Genomic DNA, 23,226 nt, shown 5'->3' on the forward strand with positions numbered 1-23,226 from the left:
GGGTGGGCGGACGGGGCGCTCCGCTGTACGCCCCGTCCGGGTCGGCGGACAGGGCGCGAACCCGAACCGGCCCCGCCGCATCCCCTGGCCGTTTCGGCTGGAGGGTTGTCGGGGCGCGGGCCGGGATCCTCCCCCGTCTGGGCGGCGTTCACGCCGTCGCGCCCTGCCGCTGCTGGAGCAGGAGGCGGATGCGGGAGGTCAGTTCGTCCCACTCGCCGGACTGAGCGGGTGCGGGCGCTGGTCGCGGGGGCCCGACGACGCCGAACCGGGGCACGGGGCCGCCGAGCAGGTCACCGCCGGGGTCCTCCCGCCACTGCCGGACGATGGCGGCGGCGCGTATTCGGGCCTGCTCGAACGCGCGGCGCACCTCCTCGGTCTCGGTCTCACCGGGGTTGGGAGCGGAGCCGGGCCCGCCGGGTGCGGGGGTTCGGGGCGCGGGTTCGCGGGGTTCTGGCTTGCGGGGTGCGGGAACCCGGGTCTCGGCGGCGCGGAGGCTTTCGTGGGCGGTGAAGTAGGGGCGCACGAGGGCGACTTCCTCTGCGTCGATCTGTTCGCTGGGCGGCCTGAGTCGCGGCGCGGGAACCCTGGTGCGCGCGGGCGTTTGGCGAGGCCCGGGAGACGCGGGAGGTTCGGGAGCCGCGCGACGTGAGGGGACCCGGTTCCGGCTGGCCTGCACGGGAGCAGGGGGCCGCGAGGGAGCGTAGCGGCGGACGCGGGTGGAGCGTCGTCGGCGGCCGACGACGGTGGAGTGGCGTCGGCGGCCGACGACGGTGGAGTGGCGTCCGCACGGGGAGGAGAAGAACGCGATCAGCGGGCCGAGGGCACGGCTGAGAAGCGCAGCGCTAAACTGGCGCATGCTGGCAATTCCTTGGGTTAAAGGTACTTAGTTGCTGGCCACGACCCCGGGCGGTGGGAAACCGTCGCGGGGTCTTTCGGCGTCTGGAGTTGTGTGTTCGGGTAGAAGATTAGGGCACACCGCGCGCGATGGCGAACTTTTCTTCGAACCCGGTTTGAAAAAACCGCCCGGTCGAACATAAGCCCAGATCAGAGCGCGCGCCGGAAAAGGACAGGTGAGTTTTCACCCTCCACCAGACTTATCCTATTCGCCCGAATTGGAATCATTTGTGAGCGCTATGGCGGGTATGAAGAAGGGCAGCGCCTCACGTGGAGGCACTGCCCTTGGTCAGGTGGCCGCTAGCCGTGGAGCTTGAGGGAGTCCAGGAGCGCCGTCCACTCGCTGGCGGCGAACTCCAGCTGCCCCAGCTCGCGGTTCTGGGTGTCGCGTACGTCCGCGCCTCCCGGGTGCTCGCGCGCCTCGACACAGTTCGAATGGTTGGGGCTGTAGCTGCTCTTGTGCCAGTCGTTCATACCAGTTCCCTGAGTGCGTCAAGTGAGTGTCTGGCAGGGAGCGCCACCGCCAGCGCATCCGTCATGAGTGCGTGCAACCGCTCATGGGAGTGGGCCGCATGGATGACGTTACCGTCTGGGTTGTCGCTCGTGATCACCAGTTCGCCGGAGTGCAGCCGGAACGCCATCATGGTTGAAGGAGGCTCAACCAGAATCGAACCCTCCGGAACCAGGTGCACCACCACCCGCCCCGAGCCGATCAGGTCCAGCAGACGGGCGGCCTGCTCCCGTCGTATCGTCTCTTCCATCCCGGTCAGCGCCGTCACCGGGAACACCGCCGTCACCCGGAGTCCGGGCAACTGGTCGAGCCGTTCCGTGCGGAGCTTAGTGAGCCCGGCTATCTCCTCGTCCGTGGCCAACGACAATCCGGTCCGGAACACAGCAGTCGCGTACGACGGGCTCTGGAGGTATCCCGGGACGATGACGGGCGACACGACCTGAACGGTGCGCGCTTCCGCGTCGATGTTCGCGAGCGAGCGCGCCCACTCCGGCAGTGCCGTGCCCGCAGTAGCCTGACGCCACGCGGCCAGCAGTTTTCCGCCCGCTCCCAGCGCGTCGTCCAGTTTTTCCGCCATCGGCAGTTGAGGCAGTGCGTGCCCATTCGTCCATCGGGAAGCCGAGGCCACGGACGTGTGGACACGGTGCGCGAGTTGCTTCTGGGAAAGCCCGTTCAGCTCTCGGAACTTGGTGAGCACATCGGAAAAAGGGGGTTCCGCCATACGCGAGAGGTTACGCCTGGGTTCCCCATCCCGTCAGGCGTTTGCCGAAACTCCGCAGATGCTGGAGCGACCCTTCTTCCAAGGCGCATGCTGATCCCGTGAAGGGCCGAGACTACCGACCGCCCTTCGCCCGACTCGGACGTGAGCAGTGGGAGAACGGTGAGCGCAGTGGCCTGGGAAGTCAGCGACGACCGCGCGCAGTACTCGGCCGCCCAGCAGCTCCACTTACTCCACCGCCGCCTCTGGTGGGTGATGTGGGCACCGGCGTCCCGGCGCTTCTTCGCCTTCTACCAGGGCGACGCCGAGTTCGCACCCCTCTCGGACGCCACCCCGCAGGGGCTGGACGCCCGGATCCGCCGCGCCCAGGCGACCATCGCCCGGGTCCATCCCAACGCGCACTGGCACTGCCCCGTGTCCGGGTGCGCGTGGACCTCCGTCAACCCGACGCTCCACGGGCCCTGTCCCCTGCCGGGATGAGCCCCCGACCCCCGAAACGGAACCGCACCCCCCGTGTCCACTCTCATCACCGACCTGCTGGTCGCCCTGACCGAGGTCCACCGGCTCGCCCTGACCATCGGCGCCCACGACGAGGCCGCCGACATCGCCCGCCTCATCGACACCCTCCGGATCCACTGACGAGCCTTCGGCAGCACGTTGACAACCGTCCGGCACTCGGGCACCGGATCGAAACCAGATCCGGACCGGGACCGCTGGCCGGGCCGGGGCGGCCTTCCGAAGCGATCGCCCCGGGCCCGGTCAGAGGGCGGAGCCGTCCAGCCGGAACGGGCCTCCGCCGTGCCCCCCGGGGGACGAGCTTCCCCAGCGGGTGTGGCGCCTTCGCCGTGTCCGGCTCCTACGCGGCGTCCCGCATATCCACCACGAACCAGTCACCGGAGTAGTGGACGGCGAAGCACCTGTACTCGGCGCGCTCCACCTCACCGGCGTCGTTCTCCGTGGTGGCGCTGGCGACGACCTCGTAATCCCACGAGTTCTCGTCGCTGGTCACGGTGATGTCGGAGGAGGTCTCGAACTCCGCGCTGACCAGGGACTCCCACGAGCGCTCGACGTGCTCCTGGCACGTGTCCGCGGCCGTCTGCCTCTCGCTCTCGGCAGTGGGCTCGGGGCCGCACGCGGTGGCGGCCAGGGCGACGAGGAGGGCTGCGGGGGCGAGACGGGTGGGGTTCATGGTGCTCCGATCCAGAAAGTGCAATCCGAGCGTAGAGGACCGGTTCGGAAGGATCTGATCGGCCCCGTTGTCCGGGACTGCCCCGGACGATCCCGGCTCGGCGGGTGCCGGACCGGGCCTCGGGCGGACCCGGCGGAGCGGCCCGCCCGGTGCCGGTCGGCGCCGACCAGTACCCGGCTCAGAACCCCCGTGCCGCCCAGGCGTCGAGGTTCTCGGCCGCCTCGGCCACGGTGGTGGACTCCCCGTGCCCGGGGTGGACGACCGTGTCCCGCGGCAGGCCCGCGAGGTGCTCGCGGATGGAGGCGATGATCGTCGGGAAGTCCGAGAACGGCTGCCCGGTGGCACCGGGACCGCCCGGGAAGAGGGTGTCGCCGGTGAAGACCACCCCGAGCGCGGGCGCGTACAGGCACACCCCGCCCGGCGTGTGGCCCGGGGTGTGCAGGACGTCCAGCTCCACTCCCCCCGCCACCAGCGTCTCGCCGTGCAGCAGCGGGGCGTCCGGCTCCCGGTGCGGGTGCACGCGGTGCCACAGCTCGGCGTCGTCGGGGTGCAGCAGGATCGGGCAGTCGGCCAGGTCGGCCAGCGCGACGGCCGCGTTGACGTGGTCGTTGTGCCCGTGGGTGGCCACGATCGCCATGAGTTCGCGGTCCCCCAGACCCCGGGCGATCGCCTCGTGGTCGTGGGCGGCGTCGATGACGACGGCGCTGTCGTCGTCCCCGACGATCCAGACGTTGTTCTCGACGTCGAAACCGCTGCCCTCAAGGCTGAAGACACCCGAGGTCCGCAGACGATGGACGGGGGAAGGATCGGTCACCGGCTCACCACCTGGCCTCTCGCGGTCGGGTGCGACGTCTCCGAGCCTATCCCGGCGGGCTTCGGCGCACACGGTGGTCGGGCGGGGAAAAACGCGGGGGTTCTCAGCCCGCGGGCTCGAAGTTGCGGCGCAGGGCGTAGGGCTGGATGAGGCCGAGACCGTGCGCGTGCCGGGCGCGCACCCGCACCACCTGGAGCCCCTCCTCCTCGGCCAGGCTCTCGGCGAGGCTCTCGTCGATGAGGACGGTGCCGGGTCTGGCGAAGGAGGTCAGGCGGCTGGAGCGGTTGACGGTCGTGCCGAACACGTCGCCGTGCAGGGTCAGCACCGGCCCGGCGGCCAGGCCGACCCGGACGTCGGGCACCTCCACGTGGGTCTTGACGCCCGAGGCCAGGCGCAGCGCGATGTCGGCGGCCTCGGCCGGGGAGTCGGCCACGTAGAGGATCTCGTCGCCCAGGGTCTTGACGACGCGGCCGCCGCCGGAGGCCACGATGTCGGCGGCGGTGGCCTCGAAGCCCTCGACCACCCCGGCCAGCTCGACCTCGTCGAGTTCGCGGCTCAGCGTGGTGAAGGAGACCAGGTCCGCGAACCCGACGACCAGCGGGTAGTAGTTGGGCACGGCGTCGTTGTCGGACATCACCGCGAGGGTGCGGGCCGAGGAGGCGGCGAGCTGTCTGCGCCAGATGTGCAGCAGGAGCCGCTCCACGTCGGGCAGCAGCTCCTTGACCCGGTTCATCAGCGGGCTGACGGAGTCCTCGCCCTCCTGGTAGATGAGGGTGCTCAGGATGCTGGTCTGCCAGTCGGCCAGGCGGGCCATGGTCTGGCCCATCGCGCGGGCGAAGCGGACCACGCCCTCCTCGTCCAGGACGCCCTCCTGGACGAGGGAGTTGGCGATGCGCAGCGACTCGACGTCGCTCTCGGCGAAGGTGACCGTGTCGTCGCCCTGGTTGGGAAAGCCCAGGGCGCGCCAGATGCGCCCGGCCAGCTCGTTGTCGGCGCCGGCGAGCTCGATCGCCTGCTCCCTGGTGTAGACCGCTTCACCGCCGAGCAGGGCGGACTCGATCGCTTTCGGGTCGGGACGCGACGGCATACGTTCTCTTTCACGGGCCATCCCCGCCGGGGCGGGGAACAGTCACTTCGGCACCGGCCGACAACGCGGCACGGGGTTCCACTCCAGCTTACGCCCGCGGTTCTTCCCCTGACAGGGCGCCTGCCGACAGGCCCGCGCGGCCCGCGGGCGGCGGCCGCACCCGGTGATGATCGCACACGGAAGGGTCGCGGCGGGAGTGCCCGAAGTCCCCTGTGGACGGCGGCGAAGGGCCCGGGGCGGGGGTCAGGAACCGGGGCGCACGTGGACGACGTCGCCCGCGCTCAGGGCCCGCTCCCCGCCGGGCCCGCGCACCAGCAGCTGGGCGTCGGCGTCGACGCCGGTGGCGGCGCCCTCCAGCACCCGGTCCCCGGGCAGGTGGACCCGCACGCGGCGCCCGATGGTGACGCACGCGTCCCGGTAGGCGGCGGCCAGCCCGCTGGCCTCGGCGTCGCCTCCGGCGGCGGTCCACACCGTGTACAGCTCCTCGAACTCACCGAGGACGGCGGCGAGCAGGACGCCCCGGTCCAGGGCGTCCGACCCTTCCCCGCGCAGGGAGACGGCGGTGTCCACGGGGAGTTCGGCTCGCTCCTGGGACACGTTGAGGCCCATCCCCACGACCACGCCGGGCTGGCCGGAGGAGAAGTCGGCCTCGGAGAGGATGCCCGCGAGCTTGCCGTCGGCCGTCGCGGGCTCCGAGCGCAGGTGCGCGGGGACGATGACGTCGTTGGGCCACTTGAGCGCGGCCTTGACCCCCGTCACCCGGTGCACGGCGCCGACCGCGGCCACGCCCATGAGCGCGGGCAGCCAGCCCAGCCGGGCGACGGGCACCGCGGGCCGGACCAGGAGGGAGAAGGTGAGGGCGGCGCGCGGCGGGGTGGAGAAGCCGCGGCCGAGGCGTCCGCGCCCGGCGGTCTGGTGCTCGGTGACCAGCACGCTGCCGTGCGGGGCGCCCTCCACCGCGCGCGCCGTCAGCTCGGTGTTGGTGGAGGCGGCCTCGGGGAGCACCTCGACCCGGTGCCACATGCCGCCCGGTCGGGCGAGGGCGGCGTCGAGGGCCGCCGCGTCGAGCGGGGGTCGCGGGAAGGGGTCGTGTGCGCTGGCCATGCCCCCATTACAGCAGCGCCGCAACCCTGTCCGGAAACCCCTGTGCGGCAAAGGGCCGCCCGTTAAGCTGAAACCAGCACTTTGATGGTCGTGCGTTGCTACGTTCAGCTACTGGAGGTGACGCGACAGATGAGTATCGCGGAAACTGAGACGGCTCCCGGAACACCGTCTCACTGGGAGCTCATGTTGCGCACCTGGAAGGAGTTGGACCTGCCCGACGGGTGGCGGGCCGAGATCATCGAAGGCGGGCTCTTTCTTGTGGCACCCCCAACACGCGAACACGCCCACATCGTCTCCCTGATCCAAAGGGAGATGTATCGCGAGTTCCTGCGGGATGGAAGCGACCTCGCGGACGCGAGCCTCCATCAGACCCTTGATGTGCGCGTCCCCATGAGGACCGGCGTCTACATCCCCGACCTCGTGATCCTGCCCTACTCGGCCATGGAGTACGACCCCGACAGCATGATGTCCGACGCCCTGCTGGTGGTCGAGGTGACGTCGAGGAGCACCGCGGACAAGGACCGCAAGCCCAAGCTCTGGGGCTACGCGCACGCCGGAATCCCCCTGTACCTGCTGGTGGACCGCTGGGACCCGCAGACCGGCGGGGGCGAGGTCACCCTCTACTCCGATCCGGGGAACGGCAGGTACACCAGCTCCACGAAGGTCCCCTTCGGCAAGGAGATCCACCTCCCCGAGCCGTTCGACCTCACCATCGACACCAGCGCCTTCCCCGAGTAACGGGCTCGGGCGCGCGAGGGCGCCCCGCGACCCCCTCCCGGGTGCGGGGCGCCCTCGCGCGTGCGGGCCGACCGGTGGTCAGCCGGTGTTCTGGAGTCCGGCGGCCACGCCGTTGACCGAGAGCAGCAGCAGCCGCTCCAGGTGCTGCTGGTCCTCCTCCGACAGGGAGTCGGCCTCCTCGCCCCGCAGCGCCTCCAGGGCGCGCAGCTGGAGGTGGGAGAGCGCGTCCACGTACGGGTTGCGCAGGTCCACCGCGCGGGAGAGCACCGCCCGGTTCTCCAGCAGGCGGCTGTGCCCGGTCACCTTGAGCACCAGGTCGCGGGTGCGGTCGTACTCGGCGAGCACCCGCTCGGTCAGCTCCGGCCGCCCGCCCAGCGCCAGGTAGCGCTCGGCGATGTCGCGGTCGGTCTTGGCCAGGCTCATCTCCGCGTTGTCCAGCAGGGACGAGAACATGGGCCACTCGCGGTAGGCCGCCTGGAGCACGCCCAGGTCCTCCACCGCGGCCAGGCCCGTGCCCAGACCGAACCAGCCCGGCAGGTTGACCCGCGTCTGGGTCCAGGCGAACACCCACGGGATGGCCCGCAGGTCGCCGAGCCCGCGCGCGGCGCCGCGCCGCGAGGGGCGCGAGCCCAACCGCAGCTCGCCCAGCTCCTCCAGGGGGCTGACCCGGGAGAACCACACCGCGAAGTCCTCGGTGTTGATCAGCTCCAGGTAGGCCTCCTGGGCGGCGCGGGCGATGGTGTCGGCGTGGGCGCGGTACTCGCGCTCAGCGGAGCGCTCGCGCTCCTGGACGGCGTCGGTGGAGGCCATCAGCACCGCGTGGCCGACCTGCTCGATGTGGCGTCGGGCGATCGCGGGCTGACCGTAGCGGGCGAAGATGACCTCGCCCTGCTCGGTGACCTTGAACCGTCCGCCGACCGAGCCGGGCGCCTGGGCGAGCAGGGCGCGGCTGGCCGGGCCCCCGCCGCGGCCGAGCGAGCCGCCGCGGCCGTGGAACAGGGTCAGGCGCACGTCGTGCTCCTCCGCCCACGCGGCCAGGCGGGCCTGGGCGTCGTAGAGGCGCAGGGTGGCGCTGACCGGCCCCACGTCCTTGGCGGAGTCGCTGTAGCCGAGCATGACCTCGATCCTGCGGCCGGTCTCGTCCAGGCGCTTGTTGACCTGGGGCAGCTTGAGCATGCCGTCGAGCACGTGCGGCGAGGCGTCCAGGTCGGCGCCGGTCTCGAACAGCGGGACGACGTCCAGGACGGGCACGCGTCCGGCGGGCAGCGCGTGGGCGGCCAGCTCGTACACGGCCGCGATGTCCTCGGCCGAGCGGGTGAAGCTGACGACGTAGCGGCGGCAGGCCTCCACGCCGAAGCGCTCCTGGATCCAGGCGATCACCCGGATCGTGGCGAGGACCTCCTCGGTGCGCTCGGAGAGGTCCTTGCCCTCGCGCAGTTCGGCGAGCGCGGCGGCGTGCACCTCGCTGTGCTGGCGGATCTCCAGTTCGGCGAGGTGGAAGCCGAAGGTCTGCGCCTGCCAGACCAGGTGCTGGAGCTCGCCGTAGGCCTGGCGGACCGCGCCCGCCTCGGCCAGGGACTCCTGCACGGTGCGCAGGTCGGCCAGGAAGGCATCGGCGTCGGGGTAGGCCAGGTCGGCGTCGCGCTCGCGCGTGGCGCGCAGCCGGGCGGCGGCCAGCAGCAGGAGCTGGCGGTGCGGTTCGTTGGGCGAGCGCGCCCCGATCTCCGCCGTCAGCTCGGGCTGTCCCGCCCTGGCCGAGGCGAGCGCGTCGAGCAGCGCCGGGCTGGCGGGGGTGAGGTTGGAGTAGGCGGTGAGGGTGCGGGCCACCTTGGTGCAGGAGGCCTCCAGGCCGCGCAGCACGTGCTCGGACTGGATGAGCACGGCCTCGCGGGTGATGTCGGAGGTGACGTAGGGGTTGCCGTCGCGGTCGCCGCCGATCCAGCTGCCGTAGCGCACGAAGGGCGTGGCGCGGGGCGGGCGCACGCCGGTGCCCTCGGGGTCGATGGCGGCGTCCAGGCTCCGGTAGACCTGCGGGATGACGGAGAAGATGGTCTCGTCGAACGCGGCGAGGGCGGTGCGCACCTCGTCGAGCGGGTTGAGCCTGGTGTAGCGCAGCTGGGAGGTGCGCCAGAGCAGGTCGATCTCCTCCAGCAGGCGCCGGTGCGCCTCGGCGGCGGCGCTGCTGCCCTCGTGGGAGGCGTGCCAGGCCTCCAGCTGGGCGCTGACGCGCAGGATGGAGGTGGACACGGCGCGGCGGCGCGCCTCGGTGGGGTGGGCGGTGACCACGGGGTGGAACTCCATGCCCGCGATCAGCTCGTTGAGGCGTTCCTCGCCGCCCTCGTCCTCGCGGATGGCGCGGACGGCCGCCGCGAGGGACTCGCGGGGCGGGTTGGCGGCGTCGTCGCGCTCGCGCAGGGCCCGCATCCGCTGGTGTTCCTCGGCCAGGTTGGCCAGGTGGAAGTAGACGGTGAAGGCGCGGGCCACCTGCTTGGCGCGCTCCAGCGGCCAGGCGGCGACGATCGCGGTGATCTCCTCCCCCGTGACCGACCCGTCGCGGGCGCCGATGACCGCCCTCCTGAGCTTCTCGACATCGGCGAGCAGATCCTCGCCGCCGCTTTCGGCGAGGACCGTTCCGAGCATCTCGCCGAGCAGTTTGACGTCATTCCTGAGCTGCTCGGGAACTTCCTGCCGTGCACTGTCGCGTTCCGCGCTTACCGCTGTCATGGTCACCGACCCTACAGAGATCGCACCCGCCGCCAGGTGCGCGGGGGCGTATTTTCGATGTTTTGCCCGGGCGTTAACCATTGTTGCTCACAAGAAAGGAGAGCACATTTCCTCACGCGTTTTCGGTGATACCGCGTTCCGCGCCGCGGACCCCGCGCGTACGTTCCGTGCGCTTTGCGTGCTCTCCGTGCACGCTCCGGACCCGGACTCCGGCGACGGCCCTGGTCGGAGGCCCGCCGCCGTGTACCTACTCGTCGGTAACCCGGGCTGGGTTCCCGTGTGACGACCCCTCGCGGTTAACCTGCGTAGTTATGGCCACCGAAGCCCCTGAACCGCTGTCCGCGGACGAGATCGACATCCACACGACCGCGGGCAAGCTCGCCGACCTGCAACGACGCCGGTACGAGGCCGTACACGCAGGGTCTGCTCGAGCCGTTGAGAAACAGCACGCCAAAGGCAAGATGACCGCCCGGGAGCGGATCGACGCACTGCTCGATCCCGGCTCGTTCGTGGAGTTCGACGCCCTGGCCCGACACCGCTCCACCAGCTTCGGCCTGGAGCACAACCGCCCCTACGGTGACGGCGTCGTCACCGGCCACGGAACGGTCGACGGACGTCCCGTGGCGGTGTTCAGCCAGGACGTCACCGTCTTCGGCGGATCGCTGGGCGAGGTCTACGGCGAGAAGATCGTCAAGGTCCTCGACCACGCCCTCACCAACGGGTGCCCCGTCGTGGGCATCAACGAGGGCGGCGGCGCGCGCATCCAGGAGGGCGTGGTCGCGCTCGGCCTGTACGCCGAGATCTTCAAGCGCAACACCCACGCCTCGGGCGTCATCCCGCAGATCTCCCTGATCATGGGCGCGGCCGCGGGCGGACACGTCTACTCCCCCGCCCTCACCGACTTCGTCGTGATGGTGGACGAGACCTCGCAGATGTTCATCACCGGCCCCGACGTCATCAAGACCGTCACCGGCGAGGACGTCTCCATGGAGGAGCTGGGCGGCGCCCGCACCCACAACACCAGGTCGGGTGTGGCGCACTACATGGGCGCCGACGAGCAGGACGCGATCGAGTACGTGAGGACGCTGCTCTCGCACCTGCCCGACAACAACCTGGAGGAGGCGCCGCCGCTGCCTCCCGAGGACGCCCCGGGCGACGAGGCCACCGACGCCGACCTGGCCCTGGACGCGTTCATCCCGGACTCGGCCAACCAGCCCTACGACATGCGCACGGTGGTCGAGGCCGTCCTGGACGACAGCGACTTCCTGGAGGTCCACGCCCAGTTCGCCACGAACATGGTGGTGGGCTTCGGCCGCGTGGACGGCCAGTCCGTCGGCATCGTCGCCAACCAGCCCCTGAGCCTGGCGGGCTGCCTGGACATCGACGCCTCCGAGAAGGCCGCGCGCTTCGTGCGCACCTGCGACGCCTTCAACGTGCCGGTGCTGACCTTCGTGGACGTGCCCGGGTTCCTGCCCGGCACCGACCAGGAGTGGGACGGCATCATCCGCCGCGGCGCCAAGCTGCTGTACGCCTACGCCGAGGCCACGGTGCCCCTGATCACCGTCATCACGCGCAAGGCCTTCGGCGGCGCCTACGACGTCATGGGCTCCAAGCACCTGGGCGCCGACGTCAACCTGGCCTGGCCCACGGCGCAGATCGCGGTCATGGGCGCCCAGGGCGCGGTGAACATCCTGCACCGGCGCACCCTGGCCGCCGCCGACGACGTCGAGGCCGAGCGCACCCGGCTGGTCGGCGAGTACGAGGACACCCTCCTCAACCCCTACTCCGCGGCGGAGCGGGGCTACGTGGACGGGGTCATCATGCCCTCCGAGACCCGCGTCCGGATCGCCAAGTCCCTCAAGGCCCTGCGCAACAAGCGCAAGCAGCTGCCGCCCAAGAAGCACGGGAACATCCCGCTGTGAGCGCGCCGAAGAACCCGCCGCACCTGGCCGTGGTCCGCGGCGAGCCCACCGCCGAGGAGCTCGCGGCCCTGACCGCCGTGCTCGCCGCCCGCGCCCGGGCCGCCCGGTCCGCCGAGGAGCCCGCCCCCGAACGCCCGTCCGGGTGGCGGGACCGCTCGCGCCTGGTGCGCGGCGCCCCGCCGCGTCCGGGCCCCGGCGCCTGGCGGCTGAGCACGCGATGACCCCGCCATCCCCACCCGCAGAATCACCATGGAGCGGACGGCGCGCTGCCCGCCCCGCGCCGACCAGAAGGACTTCCCACCGTGCGTAAAGTACTGATCGCCAACCGCGGCGAGATCGCCGTGCGCATCGCCCGCGCCTGCCGCGACGCCGGACTCGCCAGCGTCGCCGTCTACGCCGAGCCCGACCTGGACGCCCTGCACGTCAAGATCGCCGACGAGGCCCACTCCCTGGGCGGGAGCACCCCGGCCGACTCCTACCTGGACATCGCCAAACTCCTGGCGGTGGCCGAGGCCTCCGGGGCGGACGCCGTCCACCCCGGCTACGGGTTCCTGGCCGAGAACGCCGACTTCGCCCGGGCCGTCATCGACGCCGGGCTGACCTGGATCGGCCCGCCCCCCTCGGCGATCACCGCCCTGGGCGACAAGGTCCAGGCCCGCCACATCGCCCAGAAGGTCGGCGCCCCGCTCGTGGCGGGCACCGCCGACCCCGTGGAGTCGGCCGAGGAGGTCGTGGCCTTCGCCGAGGAGCACGGCCTGCCCATCGCGATCAAGGCCGCCTTCGGCGGCGGCGGGCGCGGCCTCAAGGTCGCCCACACCCTGGACGAGGTCGCCGACGCCTACGAGTCCGCGGTGCGCGAGGCGGTCACCGCCTTCGGCCGGGGCGAGTGCTTCGTGGAGCGCTACCTCGACCGGCCCCGGCACGTGGAGACCCAGTGCCTGGCCGACACCCACGGCAACGTCGTGGTGGTCTCCACCCGCGACTGCTCGCTCCAGAGGCGCCACCAGAAGCTGGTGGAGGAGGCGCCCGCGCCGTTCCTGTCCGCCGAGCAGATGGAGCGGCTGCACAGCTCCTCCAAGGCCATCCTCGCCGAGGCCGGGTACACCGGCGCGGGCACCTGCGAGTTCCTGGTGGGCGTGGACGGCACCATCTCCTTCCTGGAGGTCAACACCCGCCTCCAGGTCGAGCACCCCGTGACCGAGGAGGTCACCGGGATCGACCTGGTGCGGGAGATGTTCCGCATCGCCGACGGCGAGGAGCTGGGCTACGGCGACCCCGAGGTGCGCGGGCACTCCTTCGAGTTCCGCATCAACGCCGAGGACGCCGGACGGAACTTCATGCCCGCTCCGGGCACCATCACCGAGCTGAACCTGCCCGGCGGCCCGGGCGTGCGCGTGGACACCGGCTGCGAGGCCGGGTTCACGGTGCCCCAGGCCTTCGACTCGATGGTCGCCAAGCTCGTGGTGACGGGCCGCACCCGCCAGGAGGCGCTCCAGCGCTCGCGGCGGGCCCTGGCCGAGTTCACGGTCGGCGGGATGCCCACGGTGATCCCGTTCCACCAGGCCGTGGTGAGCGACCCGGCCTTCGCCCCGGCCGACCCCGAGCAGCCGTTCGGGGTGTACACCCGGTGGATCGAGACCGAGTTCGAGAACACCATCGAGCCGTGGTCGGGCACCCCGGGCGAGCCGGTCGAGGCCGAGCGCGAGAGGGTCACCGTCGAGGTGGGCGGCAAGCGCGTGGAGGTGGTCCTGCCCGCCGGGCTGGGCGCCTCGGCCACCGCCCCCGCCGGTGGCGGGCAGAGCCGCAGGAAGCGGACCGCGCGCAGGGGCGGCGGGAACACCGTGGCCGCGGGCGGCGACTCGCTGGTCTCGCCGATGCAGGGCACCGTGGTCAAGCTGGTGGCCGAGGAGGGCCAGCAGGTCGCCGAGGGCGACACCGTGGTCGTCATCGAGGCGATGAAGATGGAGCAGCCGCTCAACGCGCACAAGGCCGGGACGGTGACGGGCCTGAGGATCGCCGCGGGCGAGACCGTGGGCAACGGCGCGGTGGTCTGCGAGATCAAGGACGCCTAGCGTCCGCGCCACGCTCGGGTGAAGGGGGAGGCACCGGCCGCCGGCGCCTCCCCCGCGCACGCGGTCAGCGGTTCAGGATGCCGGTCGGGCCGATGTCCAGATCACAGGGTGCGCCGACCCGCGCACGACGCCGGTGGACACCGACGTTCACGTACCCGCTGTTGACGGGGTCGAACAGCACCGGCCCTCCCGGGACACGGAGCGCTCACCCTGGAACGGAGCGTGTCCACGCCTGGGCGTCCCGCGCGGGCTTTCGCGACTCTCGCTTCGCGCTGCGAGTGATCCTCGACGCATCCGCGCCGGGCGGAACGCGCCGCAGTGCCCGTGGAGTGGACGATGTGGCGCCAGGGACAGGAAGTTGTCGACACCCTCGTATGGAATAGATAAGGAACGAACGTTATTGTCCTTGTCTGTGACGAACATCTGGGGACTGACGCGACGGTGGCACATCGACCTGTGCCGCCGCGGCTGTCAGGCGTGTCGCTAGGTCCACGCGCGCCCTTGCGGGCAGCGCGCCGCGCACCCTTCTCCCCGCGTCACCATCCCCTCGGTGATGCCCGCCGTTCCCCGTGCCGGAAGCCCCGGCGGCGCCGACCGCTCCGCCGTGCGTACCCCTCCGGCTGCCTTCACCACCACTGGAGTCCCATCCCGTGTCCGCACAGAGCACAGACGCGCCCAAGAAGCGCAGAACCCTTCGTTTCCCATTCGCGGCACAGGTCCTGGCGGGCCTGGTCCTCGGCGTCGTCCTGGGCGCCGTCGCCTTCCAGCTCAGTCCGCCCGACCCCGAGACCGGTGACGCCACCAACTGGCTCGCCGTCACCCTCGACACCGTCGGCTCGACCTTCGTCACGCTGCTGCGGACCATCGTCCCGCCGCTGATCGTCCTCGCCGTCATCTCCTCCATCGCCAACCTGCGCAACGTCACCAACGCGGCGCGGCTGGCCTGGAAGACCCTGCTGTGGTTCGGCGCGACCGCCCTGGTCGCCGTGGGCATCGGCATCGCCCTGGGCCTCATCGTGCGGCCCGGCGTCAACAGCGGCGTGGACGCGGCCACCGCCGCCGAGCCCTCGGGCACCGGCTCCTGGATGGCGTTCATCGAGAGCATCGTCCCCGCCAACTTCCTCGGCCTGGGCGCGAGCGTCTCCGGCTCCGACGACGGCAGCTTCAGCGCCTCGCTGGACTTCAACGTCCTCCAGCTGATCGTCATCGCCATCGTCCTGGGCATCGCCGCGATCAAGGTCGGCAAGGCCGCCGAGCCCTTCATCGCCTTCACCGACTCCGCGCTCCAGATCGTGCTCAAGGCCCTGTGGTGGATCATCCGCCTGGCCCCGATCGGCACCGTGGGCCTGCTCGGCAACGCCGTGTACAGCTACGGCTGGACCACCATCGGCGCCTTGGGCAAGTTCGCGCTGACCATCTACATCGGCCTGGCGCTGGTGCTGTTCGTCGTCTACCCGGTGCTCGCCCGCGTCAACGGCCTGTCCCCGGTGAAGTACTTCAGCGGCGTGTGGCCCGCGGTCCAGCTGGCCTTCGTGTCCCGCTCCTCGATGGGCACCATGCCCGTCACCCAGCGCGTGACCGAGCAGAACCTGGGCGTGCCGCGCTACTACTCCGCGTTCGCCGTGCCCTTCGGCGCCACCACCAAGATGGACGGCTGCGCCGCGATCTACCCGGCGATCTCGGCGATCTTCATCGCCCAGTTCTTCCCCGGCATCAGCCTCGGCCTCACCGACTACCTGCTGATCGTGTTCGTGTCGGTGATCGGCTCGGCCGCGACCGCCGGAACCACCGGCGCGACCGTCATGCTGACCCTGACCCTGTCCACCCTGGGCCTGCCCCTGGAGGGCGTGGGCCTGCTGCTGGCCGTCGACCCGATCCTGGACATGGGCCGCACCGCGGTCAACGTGGCCGGTCAGGCGCTGGTCCCGGCCATCGTCGCCAAGCGCGAGGGCATCCTGGACGTGGCCCGTTACCACGCGCCGCGTGACGCCTCCGGCTTCGTGCCGCTGGACGAGGCGCACGAAGACGTCGAGGGCGAGGTCGGCGAGCCCGGCGTGAAGAAGGTTCCCGCCGGAGCCTCCGGCCAGGGCTGACCAGCCACTCCCCCGTCCGCAGCGGCCCGCCGGAGCACCTCCGGCGGGCCGCTGCGCGTGTAGGGCGGGTGGGACCGTGTAGGGCGGGCGGGACTACGTGTGCGGGTGAGACCGTGTGCGTGGGTGAGACCGTGTGTGCGGGCGGGACTGCGTGGTGCGGTTGAGACTGCGTGCTACGGGTGAGACTGCGTGCTGCGAGTGGGCTATGCAGGCGGATGAGACCGTGTACTGCCGGTGAGATCCGGCACAGGGGGAACCCCGCGGGGGCGCCCGTTCGTCTAGGTTGGAGAGGGAGGCGAGAGGAACGATCATGTTGCGCCGCTTGGTAACACCCACAGTGCTGACCGCCGGACTCACGGCGGCGATGGTGAGCGCCGCGGTGGCGCCCGCCTCGGCTGACGCCCAGCCCCAAACGCCCGAGGCCCAGGCGATCGCCGAGGAACTCGGGAACGACAACGTCTTCGTCGACCCGAGCATCGACGCGATCCCCGAGGCCGAGCAGGGAATCCTGGAGACGACGGCCGCCGACGCGGACGTCCCCGTCTACTACGTGATCCTGCCCACCGACAGCATCTCCTCCCAGGCCGGTCTCGACGCCCTGATGAACCCCGTCATGGACGAGGTCGGGGACGGGGTCTACGGCGTGTTCGCGGGCAGCCAGACCTTCCAGGTCATGTCCCCCAACGTCGAGGACACCGAGGCCATCCGGGAGATCGCCATGCGGGAGGGCGGCGGCAACCAGGTCGACACCCTCGTCGCCGTCCCCGACGCCGCCACCCAGGTCGAGGAGGCCGAGGCTGCCGGAGCCACCTCCGGGTTCGTGCTCCTCGGGCTCCTGCTGGCGGTCGTGGCCGCGGGCGCGTGGTTCGTCCACCGCAGCCGCAAGAAGCGCGAGGCCGAGAAGGCCAAGCAGCTGGAGGAGATCAGGCAGATGGCCACCGAGGACGTCGTGCGCCTCGGTGAGGACGTCGCCCGGCTGGAGATCGACGTCTCCAAGGTCGACGACGCCACCCGCAACGACTACTCCCAGGCCATGGACGCCTACGACCAGGCCAAGGCCCAGCTCGACAACATCCGCGAGCCCGAGCAGGTCCGCCTGGTCACCAGCGCCCTGGAGGACGGCCGCTACTACATGACCGCCACCCGGGCCCGCCTCAACGGCGACCCGGTGCCCGAGCGGCGCGGCCCCTGCTTCTTCAACCCGCAGCACGGCCCGTCCGTGGAGGACGTGACCTGGGCCCCGCCCGGCGGCGCGCCCCGCGAGGTCACCGCCTGCGCCGACTGCGCGCATGCGGTGCGCACCGGCGGCCACCCCGACGTCCGCCTGGTCGAGGTGGACGGCGAGCGCCGCCCGTACTACGACGCCGGTCCGGCCTACTCTCCCTACGCGAGCGGCTACTTCGGCATGAACATGATGATGGGCATGTTCACCGGCATGATGATGGGCTCCATGATGGGGTCGATGATGGGCATGGGTATGGGCATGGGCGCCGGTGAGGTCGGCGCCGGAGAGGACTTCGGCGGAGGCGACTTCGGAGGCGGGGACTTCGGGGGCGGCGACTTCGGCGGCGGCGACTTCGGGGGCTTCGACTTCTGACCCACCCGCAGCCGACGGAACGATGACGAGCGAAGGACCCCGGGCGATCCGCCCGGGGTCTTTTGTGTGTTTCCACGTTTTCCACAGGCGGGGGTTGGGGGTGGTCGTGGGTGGTGTGGTGATGGTTTCCTGGAAATAGGGGGGATCCCACCCAGTGGGCGTTTCGGCATGCCCTGAAACACTCGACGCTCAATAAGGATAATGGATTGAGGGGCAGGGAGGGGCCGCCCACAGGTCTCTCCCCTACGCCATTCCTGTCGGGGGTTGCTGGCGGCAGCGAAAGCGCACCAGCTGCCGCGAAGTGGAATGGTCTTCGGCAAACGGCTGGTGCTGGGTGGGGGGTGCAGGTGGCCGACGAACAGCCGCACCAAAGGCGGGAGCGACCACCGGAGGGCGACCAACGCCCGGGGGTGTAGGGGTGGTCGGGCTCTGCGACGTCGGCGCCAACGGTAAGAGGGCCCTCCAGCCTCGGGCAACGACTCCGGCCCCTGGGGTTGGGGCGGCTGGCGGTGACACCAACGGCGAGTTCCCGTTCTGGACGCTCGTTTTCGGACACCTTTTGAGGCCGCCTTAAATGTGATCCGGCAATCAAGAGCAGCCCCCGGAAAGAAAGGCGTCGAATTCGGAGTTGTGAATAGTGGAGAAAGGGCGGGTGCTGGCCTATAATAAGAAGTATGGAGATGATGATCGCAGCGCCCAAGGCGGCCCCCGGGGAATGTTCCCCGGCCGTGGCCGCGCTGGCCGGTGCGCGCGAGATCATCCACCAGGCGTTGAATACCGAGGTGCCGCCCGGGGCCGACGAGAGTGCGGCTGAGGAGGTCGCGGCGCTGTGGGCCCAGCTGGACCAGATCCGCTACCAGGCGCTCGCGCGGATGGCGCGCCTGTACGCACGCGGTGAGGTGGCCCGCTACAGCGGCTATTCCACGCTGGACAAGTGGCTGGTGCACCACGGAAAAATGCCCACCGCTCAGGCCAAGGATTTGGCCCGTCTGGCCCAGCACGTGCACGAGGAGACGTTGCCCGCCACGGTGGAAGCGGTGGAGAAGGGCGCTCTGGCCTTGGGTGAGGCGGTGGCGATCGCCAAGGCCACCGACAAGGCCGTCCAGGCCCGCGATGAGCAGCACTTTCCCGATCAGGTGGAGTACCGGCACGGGTTCGAAGCGGCTCTGGTGGCGGCGAAGGCGGAGCGGCCCGCGTTGTCGGTCAACCAGCTCCAGTCAGTGGCCCGCCAGGTCGCTTACCGCTTGGATCCGCACCGGTTGGACCGTGACCATGAGGCTGCTCACGCGGCCCGTGGACTAACACTCCATGACACCTTCCAGGGCAGCTACCAACTCCAATCTTGGGGCGGGTCTGGGGATGCGTTGATCGTGCGTGCGGCCATCGACACCTTCACCACCCCACCCGGGGAGGGTGACACCCGGTCCCGGTCCCAGCGTGAGCACGACGCGCTCATCGCCGCGCTGCGCTTTGCCACCACCCACACCGGATGCACTCATGCTCCGGCTCCGCTGGCGCAGATCCGCATCGTCGTACCGGTGCAGACCTACCTGGACGCCGAAGGTCAGGAACAGCCCGCGTTGGACGAGCACGGTCGGGTGATTCCGGTCGGGCTGGTCCACGAACTGGCTGGGGATTCTGAGGTGGTGCGGATGCTCACCGCCCCGCCCACCGGACAGGTGCTGGACGTGGGCCATAGCCGCCGCCTGGCCTCAGCCCGCCAGCGCACCGCCGCTTTCCACGGGCACAGCACCTGCGCCCACCCGGGCGGATGCGAAGTACCGGTCGCCCTCTGCCAGGCCGACCACGTGCGGTCGTTCTCGCGGGGTGGGCGCACGGTGGTGGCTAATCTGCAACCGTTGTGTGGGCCGCATAACCGGGCCAAGTACCAACGCGAACTCCGCACACACCACCACCCAGGACGGGACCGGGACCACCCGCCCGGCAGGGACCCGGATCCACCACCGCGCACATGAGACCCCCGGGCCCCGCCGAACCCCGGCATGCCCGCACCCGGCAAGCGGCGCGGGCCCCGCGCCCACCGTCGTCGCTGCCACCGTCGCCCACCCCCGCCCCAGGGGCCCGGACCGCTGCCCGGAGCCCGACAGTCCCGCCGCCTTCGCTGCCACCGCAGCAGAGCCCCACCACGCGCGAACAGCAAGCGTTGGTCACCCTCCCACGCCACTGCGCGGCAGCTGGCGCCGCTACCTCCCGCCACCACCAGCAGGTGGAGCGTTGAACGGCGCCCCCAGACACCCGCCGCCTTCGCTGCCAACGCAGCAAAACCCCACCACGCGCGAACAGCAAGCGTTGGTCGCCCTCCCACGCCACTGCGCGGCAGCTGGCGCCGCCGCCACCGCCACCACCCGCAGCCAGGGCGTTGAGCGGAACCCCGGACACCCACAACCATCCCGGGGCACCGCCAACGACGACAAGTAACGACGACAGGTGAAGACATCAGGTCAGGAGGCGGCGGCCCGCACGTGCCGTTCCTCGATCCACCGGCACACGGCGTCAGCGGTCTCCCGGGGCTCGGCGCTGGTGGTGTCCAGCAGATCGACCGGGGGCTCCAGGCACGCGGCCTCGGACTCCACCCAGGCCGCGTACTCCAGGGCCTCGGCGATCCGCTCCTCGTCCCACTCGCGCCAGGCGGGGCGGGCCCGCAGGCGTCCGGCCAGGACGTCGGGCTCACAGGTCAGCGCGAGGTAGTGCACGTCGGTGAACAGGGCGCGCTCGGGCAGGTGCTCCAGCTCCGGCGGCACCACCGTGCCGCACAGCACGACGGGCCGTCCGCTCTGCTGGACCATGGCGGCGGTGCGCAGCCAGGTGGAGCGGAACAGCCGGTGGTGGTCGGCGGGGTCGCGGAGTCCGCCGACCCACAGGAGGTCCTGTTCCAGGACGACGAAGCGGTCGCGGAGCCGCTCCAGCAGCGCTCCGGCGATGGTGGACTTTCCGGTGCCGCTCGGCCCCGACACGCAGTACAGGGGCAGTCGCAGGAACGGGCGGGTGCGCTGGCAGAAGGCGCAGCGCAACACGGAGACCCCCGCGGTGGTGTCGGGGGTCTCGTCCCATTCCCCGCAGTGGGTACAGATCAGCGGGTGCACGGGTTACTCGTTCGGGTTGTCGGGGCTGCTCGACTCAGTCGAAGAGGCCTTCGAGGAAGCTCTTCTTGCGGCGTCCGCCGTAGCCGCGCGGGGAGTCGGGGTAACCGCCGTGACCGCCCCGGTAACCCTTCGGCGAGTCCGGGTAACCGCCCCGGTAGCCCTTCGGCGAGTCCGGGTAGCCGCCGCCCCGGTAGCCCTTCGGCGAGTCGGGGTAACCGCCGCGGTGCTGCTGCGGGTAGCCGTGGGGCGGAGCCTGGTGGGGGTCGGGCGGCGGCGCGACACCGTAGTGGCGCTGCTCGGCGTTGACGACCCGCTCCAGCTCGCCCCGGTCGAGGAAGATGCCCTGGCATCCGTCACACCGGTCGATGTGGACGCCCTGGCGGTCGAACGTGCGCATGGTGCTTTGACACTTGGGACAGATCACGAAACGACATTACTCGATTCTTGTCAGGAGCGGATAAAAAGGGGCGGCCTACTCCGGGGAGGCCAGCATGAGCGAGCGGGCGGCCTCGGTCACGCTGCCCGACAGCGACGGGTACACCGAGAAGGTGTGCGCGATGTCGTCCACGGTCAGGCGCTGCTGGACGGCGATGGACACGCCCAGGATGAGTTCGCTGGCGCGCGGTCCGACGATGACCCCGCCCAGAACGATGCCGGTGTGCTGGCGGCAGATCAGCTTGACGAAGCCGTCCTTGACCTCGTTCATCTTGGCGCGCGGGTTGGTGTTGAGCGGCAGGGTGACCGACCGGCCGTCGATCCGGCCGCTGCGCACGTCGTCCTCGCTGGCGCCCACGGCGGCCAGCTCGGGGTGGGTGAACACGGTGGAGGCCACGGTGGAGAGCTTGAGCGGGGACACGGCCTCGCCGAGCGCGTGCCACATGGCGATGCGCCCCTGCATGGCGGCCACGGAGGCCAGCATGTTCACGCCCGTGCAGTCGCCCGCGGCGTACACGCCGGGGACGGTGGTGCGCGAGACCCGGTCGACCTCGACGAAGCCGCCGTCGCCCAGGCGGACACCGGCCTCCTCCAGGCCCAGGTCCTGGGTGTTGGGGATCATGCCGACCGTCATCAGGCAGTGGCTGCCCTCCACGGTGCGGCCGTCGGAGAGGGTGACGAGCACGCCTTCGTCGGTGCGCACCACCGACTCGGCGCGGGTCTTGTTGAGGACGGTCATGCCGCGGCGCATGAAGACCTGCTCCAGCACCTCGGCGGCGTCGGGGTCCTGGGTGGGCATGACGCGGTCGCGCGAGGAGACCAGGGTGACCTGGGAGCCGAGCGACTGGTAGGCGCTGGCGAACTCGGCGCCGGTGACGCCGGAGCCGACCACGATCAGCCTCTCCGGCAGCTCCTCCATGTCGTAGAGGTGGCGCCAGGTGAGGATGCGCTCGCCGTCGGGCTTGGCGGACGGCAGTTCGCGGGGGTGGGCGCCCGTGGCGATGAGGACGACGTCGGCGCGCAGGCGCTGGTCGCCCACGGCCACGATGTGCGGGTCGACCAGGCGGGCCTCGCCGCTGATCACCTCCACGCCCTCCTTGACCAGGCGGGCGCGGGTGTCCTCGGACTGCGCCTGGGCCAGGAGTTTGATGCGGGTGTTGATCCGGTCGGTGTCCACGCGGACCGCGTCCTCGTCCTGGGCGTCGCGGATACGGATGCCGAGGCTGTCGGACTCGCGTACGTACGTGGTGCGGGTGGACGTGGCGATCAGGCTCTTGGAGGGCACGCAGTCGGTGAGGACGCAGGCGCCGCCGATACCGTCGCGTTCCACCACCGTCACGTCCGCGCCGAGCTGCGCGGCGACCAGTGCCGCCTCGTAGCCCCCGGGTCCGCCACCGATGATCACGACCTTCGTCACGCTAGCCTCACTCCCTCTGCTGCCTGGCCGCCACGCGCGTCCCCGGTCCGGGTGATATGCGGGCATGGCGCGGCACCACCTGTTTTCGTCGCTTGCTCCCATTGTCGGCCATGCCGACCGGGGGAAATAGCAGGCACCCCGGGCCAACCGGTCTACGATGGCCCCGTGTCCATCTACGCGGCGTACGGAACCAGTCTCCACCCCGGGCAGATGGCCCGGCGGGCCCCGCACTCGCCCCTGATCACCACGGGCTGGTTGGAGGGTTGGCGGCTGACCTTCGGCGAGTGCCTGCCCGAGCCCGGGGGCGCGCTGGCGACCCTGGTCGAGGACGCTGGTCGGCGGGTGTTCGTGGCGCTGTACGACCTCATGGAATGGGACGAACCCCACTTGGACTTCTGGCAGGGCGCCCTGGAGACGCCGCGCGGGGGTCAGCACCGCCTGCGGGGCGTGTCCGAGGACGAGTACGAGGACCTGCGGCGCAGGCGGGCGCTGTGGTCGGTCGCGGGTGACGGGCGGGCCTACCGCAAGGTCACGGTGCGCGCCCGGACGGCCGACCACGGCGTGGTGACGGCCTGGGCCTACGTGCTCGACGGCTACGAGGGCGGAATGCCCTCGGCGATCCAGCTGGGCGAGCTGGCGGTGGCCGCCGAGAAGGCCGGGGCGCCCGACTGGTACGTCTCCGAGCTGCTCGCCCGGGAGTGCCTGCCCACCGAGCTGTGACCACCGCGTCCGCCGTGCGACCGGGCGCGGGAACACACGTGCGCACGCTCCCGGACGCCGCGGTCACCCGGAGGTAGCATCCGTCGT

General features: G+C 71.1%; 21 protein-coding genes. 10 read left to right on the plus strand and 11 right to left on the minus strand.

Annotated elements, in window-relative coordinates:
• Window positions 1-148 precede the first annotated feature (148 nt).
• The 3 genes from EV372_RS29325 to EV372_RS05900 form a co-directional block, all read right to left on the minus strand.
• The gene (locus EV372_RS29325; RefSeq protein WP_486484097.1) at window positions 149-523 is read right to left on the minus strand and encodes a hypothetical protein; all 375 of its coding nucleotides are present in this window, start codon (window positions 521-523) and stop codon (window positions 149-151) included.
• A 671-nt stretch (window positions 524-1,194) separates the two neighbouring features.
• Window positions 1,195-1,368, minus strand: coding sequence for a DUF397 domain-containing protein (locus EV372_RS05895; RefSeq protein WP_130395166.1), 174 nt, complete (start codon window positions 1,366-1,368; stop codon window positions 1,195-1,197).
• Complete coding sequence (locus EV372_RS05900; RefSeq protein WP_130395167.1) at window positions 1,365-2,126, minus strand: helix-turn-helix domain-containing protein; 762 nt, start codon at window positions 2,124-2,126, stop codon at window positions 1,365-1,367. The genes EV372_RS05895 and EV372_RS05900 overlap by 4 nt, the downstream gene beginning before the upstream one ends.
• A 168-nt stretch (window positions 2,127-2,294) precedes the next feature.
• Here EV372_RS05900 and EV372_RS05905 point away from each other — a divergent pair, with 168 nt between their 5' ends.
• Window positions 2,295-2,603: a hypothetical protein gene (locus EV372_RS05905; protein WP_130395168.1), complete on the plus strand. Its 309-nt coding sequence runs from the start codon at window positions 2,295-2,297 to the stop codon at window positions 2,601-2,603.
• A 33-nt stretch (window positions 2,604-2,636) separates the two neighbouring features.
• Window positions 2,637-2,762, plus strand: a complete 126-nt coding sequence (locus EV372_RS29330; protein ID WP_263364055.1) for a hypothetical protein — start codon at window positions 2,637-2,639, stop codon at window positions 2,760-2,762.
• 217 nt (window positions 2,763-2,979) lie between these two features.
• Here the strand turns inward: EV372_RS29330 and EV372_RS05910 are convergent, their stop codons facing one another.
• The 4 genes from EV372_RS05910 to EV372_RS05925 form a co-directional block, all read right to left on the minus strand.
• Window positions 2,980-3,312: a hypothetical protein gene (locus EV372_RS05910; protein WP_130395169.1), complete on the minus strand. Its 333-nt coding sequence runs from the start codon at window positions 3,310-3,312 to the stop codon at window positions 2,980-2,982.
• A gap of 178 nt (window positions 3,313-3,490) precedes the next feature.
• Complete coding sequence (locus tag EV372_RS05915) at window positions 3,491-4,126, minus strand: MBL fold metallo-hydrolase (protein ID WP_130395170.1); 636 nt, start codon at window positions 4,124-4,126, stop codon at window positions 3,491-3,493.
• Window positions 4,127-4,229: 103 nt separating this feature from the next.
• Complete coding sequence (locus tag EV372_RS05920; protein ID WP_130395171.1) at window positions 4,230-5,213, minus strand: adenylate/guanylate cyclase domain-containing protein; 984 nt, start codon at window positions 5,211-5,213, stop codon at window positions 4,230-4,232.
• A 243-nt stretch (window positions 5,214-5,456) separates the two neighbouring features.
• Window positions 5,457-6,317 carry a biotin--[acetyl-CoA-carboxylase] ligase gene (locus EV372_RS05925; RefSeq protein ID WP_130395172.1) on the minus strand — a complete coding sequence of 287 codons (861 nt, stop codon included), beginning with the start codon at window positions 6,315-6,317 and terminating at the stop codon, window positions 5,457-5,459.
• A 183-nt stretch (window positions 6,318-6,500) separates the two neighbouring features.
• On the opposite strand from EV372_RS05925, the gene EV372_RS05930 reads away from it, so the two are divergent.
• Window positions 6,501-7,055: a Uma2 family endonuclease gene (locus tag EV372_RS05930; protein ID WP_253794956.1), complete on the plus strand. Its 555-nt coding sequence runs from the start codon at window positions 6,501-6,503 to the stop codon at window positions 7,053-7,055.
• A 78-nt stretch (window positions 7,056-7,133) separates the two neighbouring features.
• On the opposite strand, the gene EV372_RS05935 is transcribed toward EV372_RS05930, so the two are convergent.
• Window positions 7,134-9,779 (minus strand): phosphoenolpyruvate carboxylase, encoded by a 2,646-nt coding sequence (locus EV372_RS05935; RefSeq protein WP_275101103.1) that lies wholly within the window; start codon window positions 9,777-9,779, stop codon window positions 7,134-7,136.
• Window positions 9,780-10,090: 311 nt separating this feature from the next.
• Between EV372_RS05935 and EV372_RS05940 the strand changes: the two genes are divergently transcribed.
• From EV372_RS05940 to EV372_RS05965, 6 genes are all read left to right on the plus strand, one after another.
• Window positions 10,091-11,701: an acyl-CoA carboxylase subunit beta gene (locus tag EV372_RS05940; protein WP_130395174.1), complete on the plus strand. Its 1,611-nt coding sequence runs from the start codon at window positions 10,091-10,093 to the stop codon at window positions 11,699-11,701.
• Window positions 11,698-11,922, plus strand: a complete 225-nt coding sequence (locus EV372_RS05945) for an acyl-CoA carboxylase subunit epsilon (RefSeq protein ID WP_130395175.1) — start codon at window positions 11,698-11,700, stop codon at window positions 11,920-11,922. The genes EV372_RS05940 and EV372_RS05945 overlap by 4 nt, the downstream gene beginning before the upstream one ends.
• An 81-nt stretch (window positions 11,923-12,003) precedes the next feature.
• Window positions 12,004-13,773, plus strand: coding sequence for an ATP-binding protein (locus tag EV372_RS05950; RefSeq protein WP_130395176.1), 1,770 nt, complete (start codon window positions 12,004-12,006; stop codon window positions 13,771-13,773).
• A 650-nt stretch (window positions 13,774-14,423) separates the two neighbouring features.
• Window positions 14,424-15,866, plus strand: coding sequence for a dicarboxylate/amino acid:cation symporter (locus EV372_RS05955; RefSeq protein WP_130395177.1), 1,443 nt, complete (start codon window positions 14,424-14,426; stop codon window positions 15,864-15,866).
• A 337-nt stretch (window positions 15,867-16,203) separates the two neighbouring features.
• Entirely contained in the window at window positions 16,204-17,463 is a 1,260-nt protein-coding gene (locus EV372_RS05960) for a chemotaxis protein CheA (protein WP_130398782.1), read from the plus strand.
• Between the two features lie 683 nt (window positions 17,464-18,146).
• Window positions 18,147-19,439: an HNH endonuclease signature motif containing protein gene (locus EV372_RS05965; protein ID WP_130398783.1), complete on the plus strand. Its 1,293-nt coding sequence runs from the start codon at window positions 18,147-18,149 to the stop codon at window positions 19,437-19,439.
• Window positions 19,440-19,925: 486 nt separating this feature from the next.
• Here EV372_RS05965 and EV372_RS05970 read toward each other — a convergent pair whose 3' ends face one another.
• Genes EV372_RS05970 through EV372_RS05980 form a run of 3 tightly spaced genes read right to left on the minus strand, consistent with a single transcriptional unit; the run spans window position 19,926 to window position 22,419 of the window.
• Entirely contained in the window at window positions 19,926-20,567 is a 642-nt protein-coding gene (locus EV372_RS05970) for an AAA family ATPase (RefSeq protein ID WP_130395178.1), read from the minus strand.
• 34 nt (window positions 20,568-20,601) lie between these two features.
• The gene (locus tag EV372_RS05975; protein WP_130395179.1) at window positions 20,602-20,991 is read right to left on the minus strand and encodes a TFIIB-type zinc ribbon-containing protein; all 390 of its coding nucleotides are present in this window, start codon (window positions 20,989-20,991) and stop codon (window positions 20,602-20,604) included.
• A 48-nt stretch (window positions 20,992-21,039) separates the two neighbouring features.
• Window positions 21,040-22,419 carry an NAD(P)H-quinone dehydrogenase gene (locus tag EV372_RS05980; RefSeq protein WP_130395180.1) on the minus strand — a complete coding sequence of 460 codons (1,380 nt, stop codon included), beginning with the start codon at window positions 22,417-22,419 and terminating at the stop codon, window positions 21,040-21,042.
• Between the two features lie 165 nt (window positions 22,420-22,584).
• Between EV372_RS05980 and EV372_RS05985 the strand changes: the two genes are divergently transcribed.
• A complete protein-coding gene (locus tag EV372_RS05985; RefSeq protein ID WP_197044367.1) occupies window positions 22,585-23,139 on the plus strand; it encodes a gamma-glutamylcyclotransferase family protein in 555 nt (184 codons plus the stop codon).
• Window positions 23,140-23,226 lie beyond the last annotated feature (87 nt).

The sequence above is a fragment of the Nocardiopsis sp. CNZ308 genome (assembly GCF_004217075.1).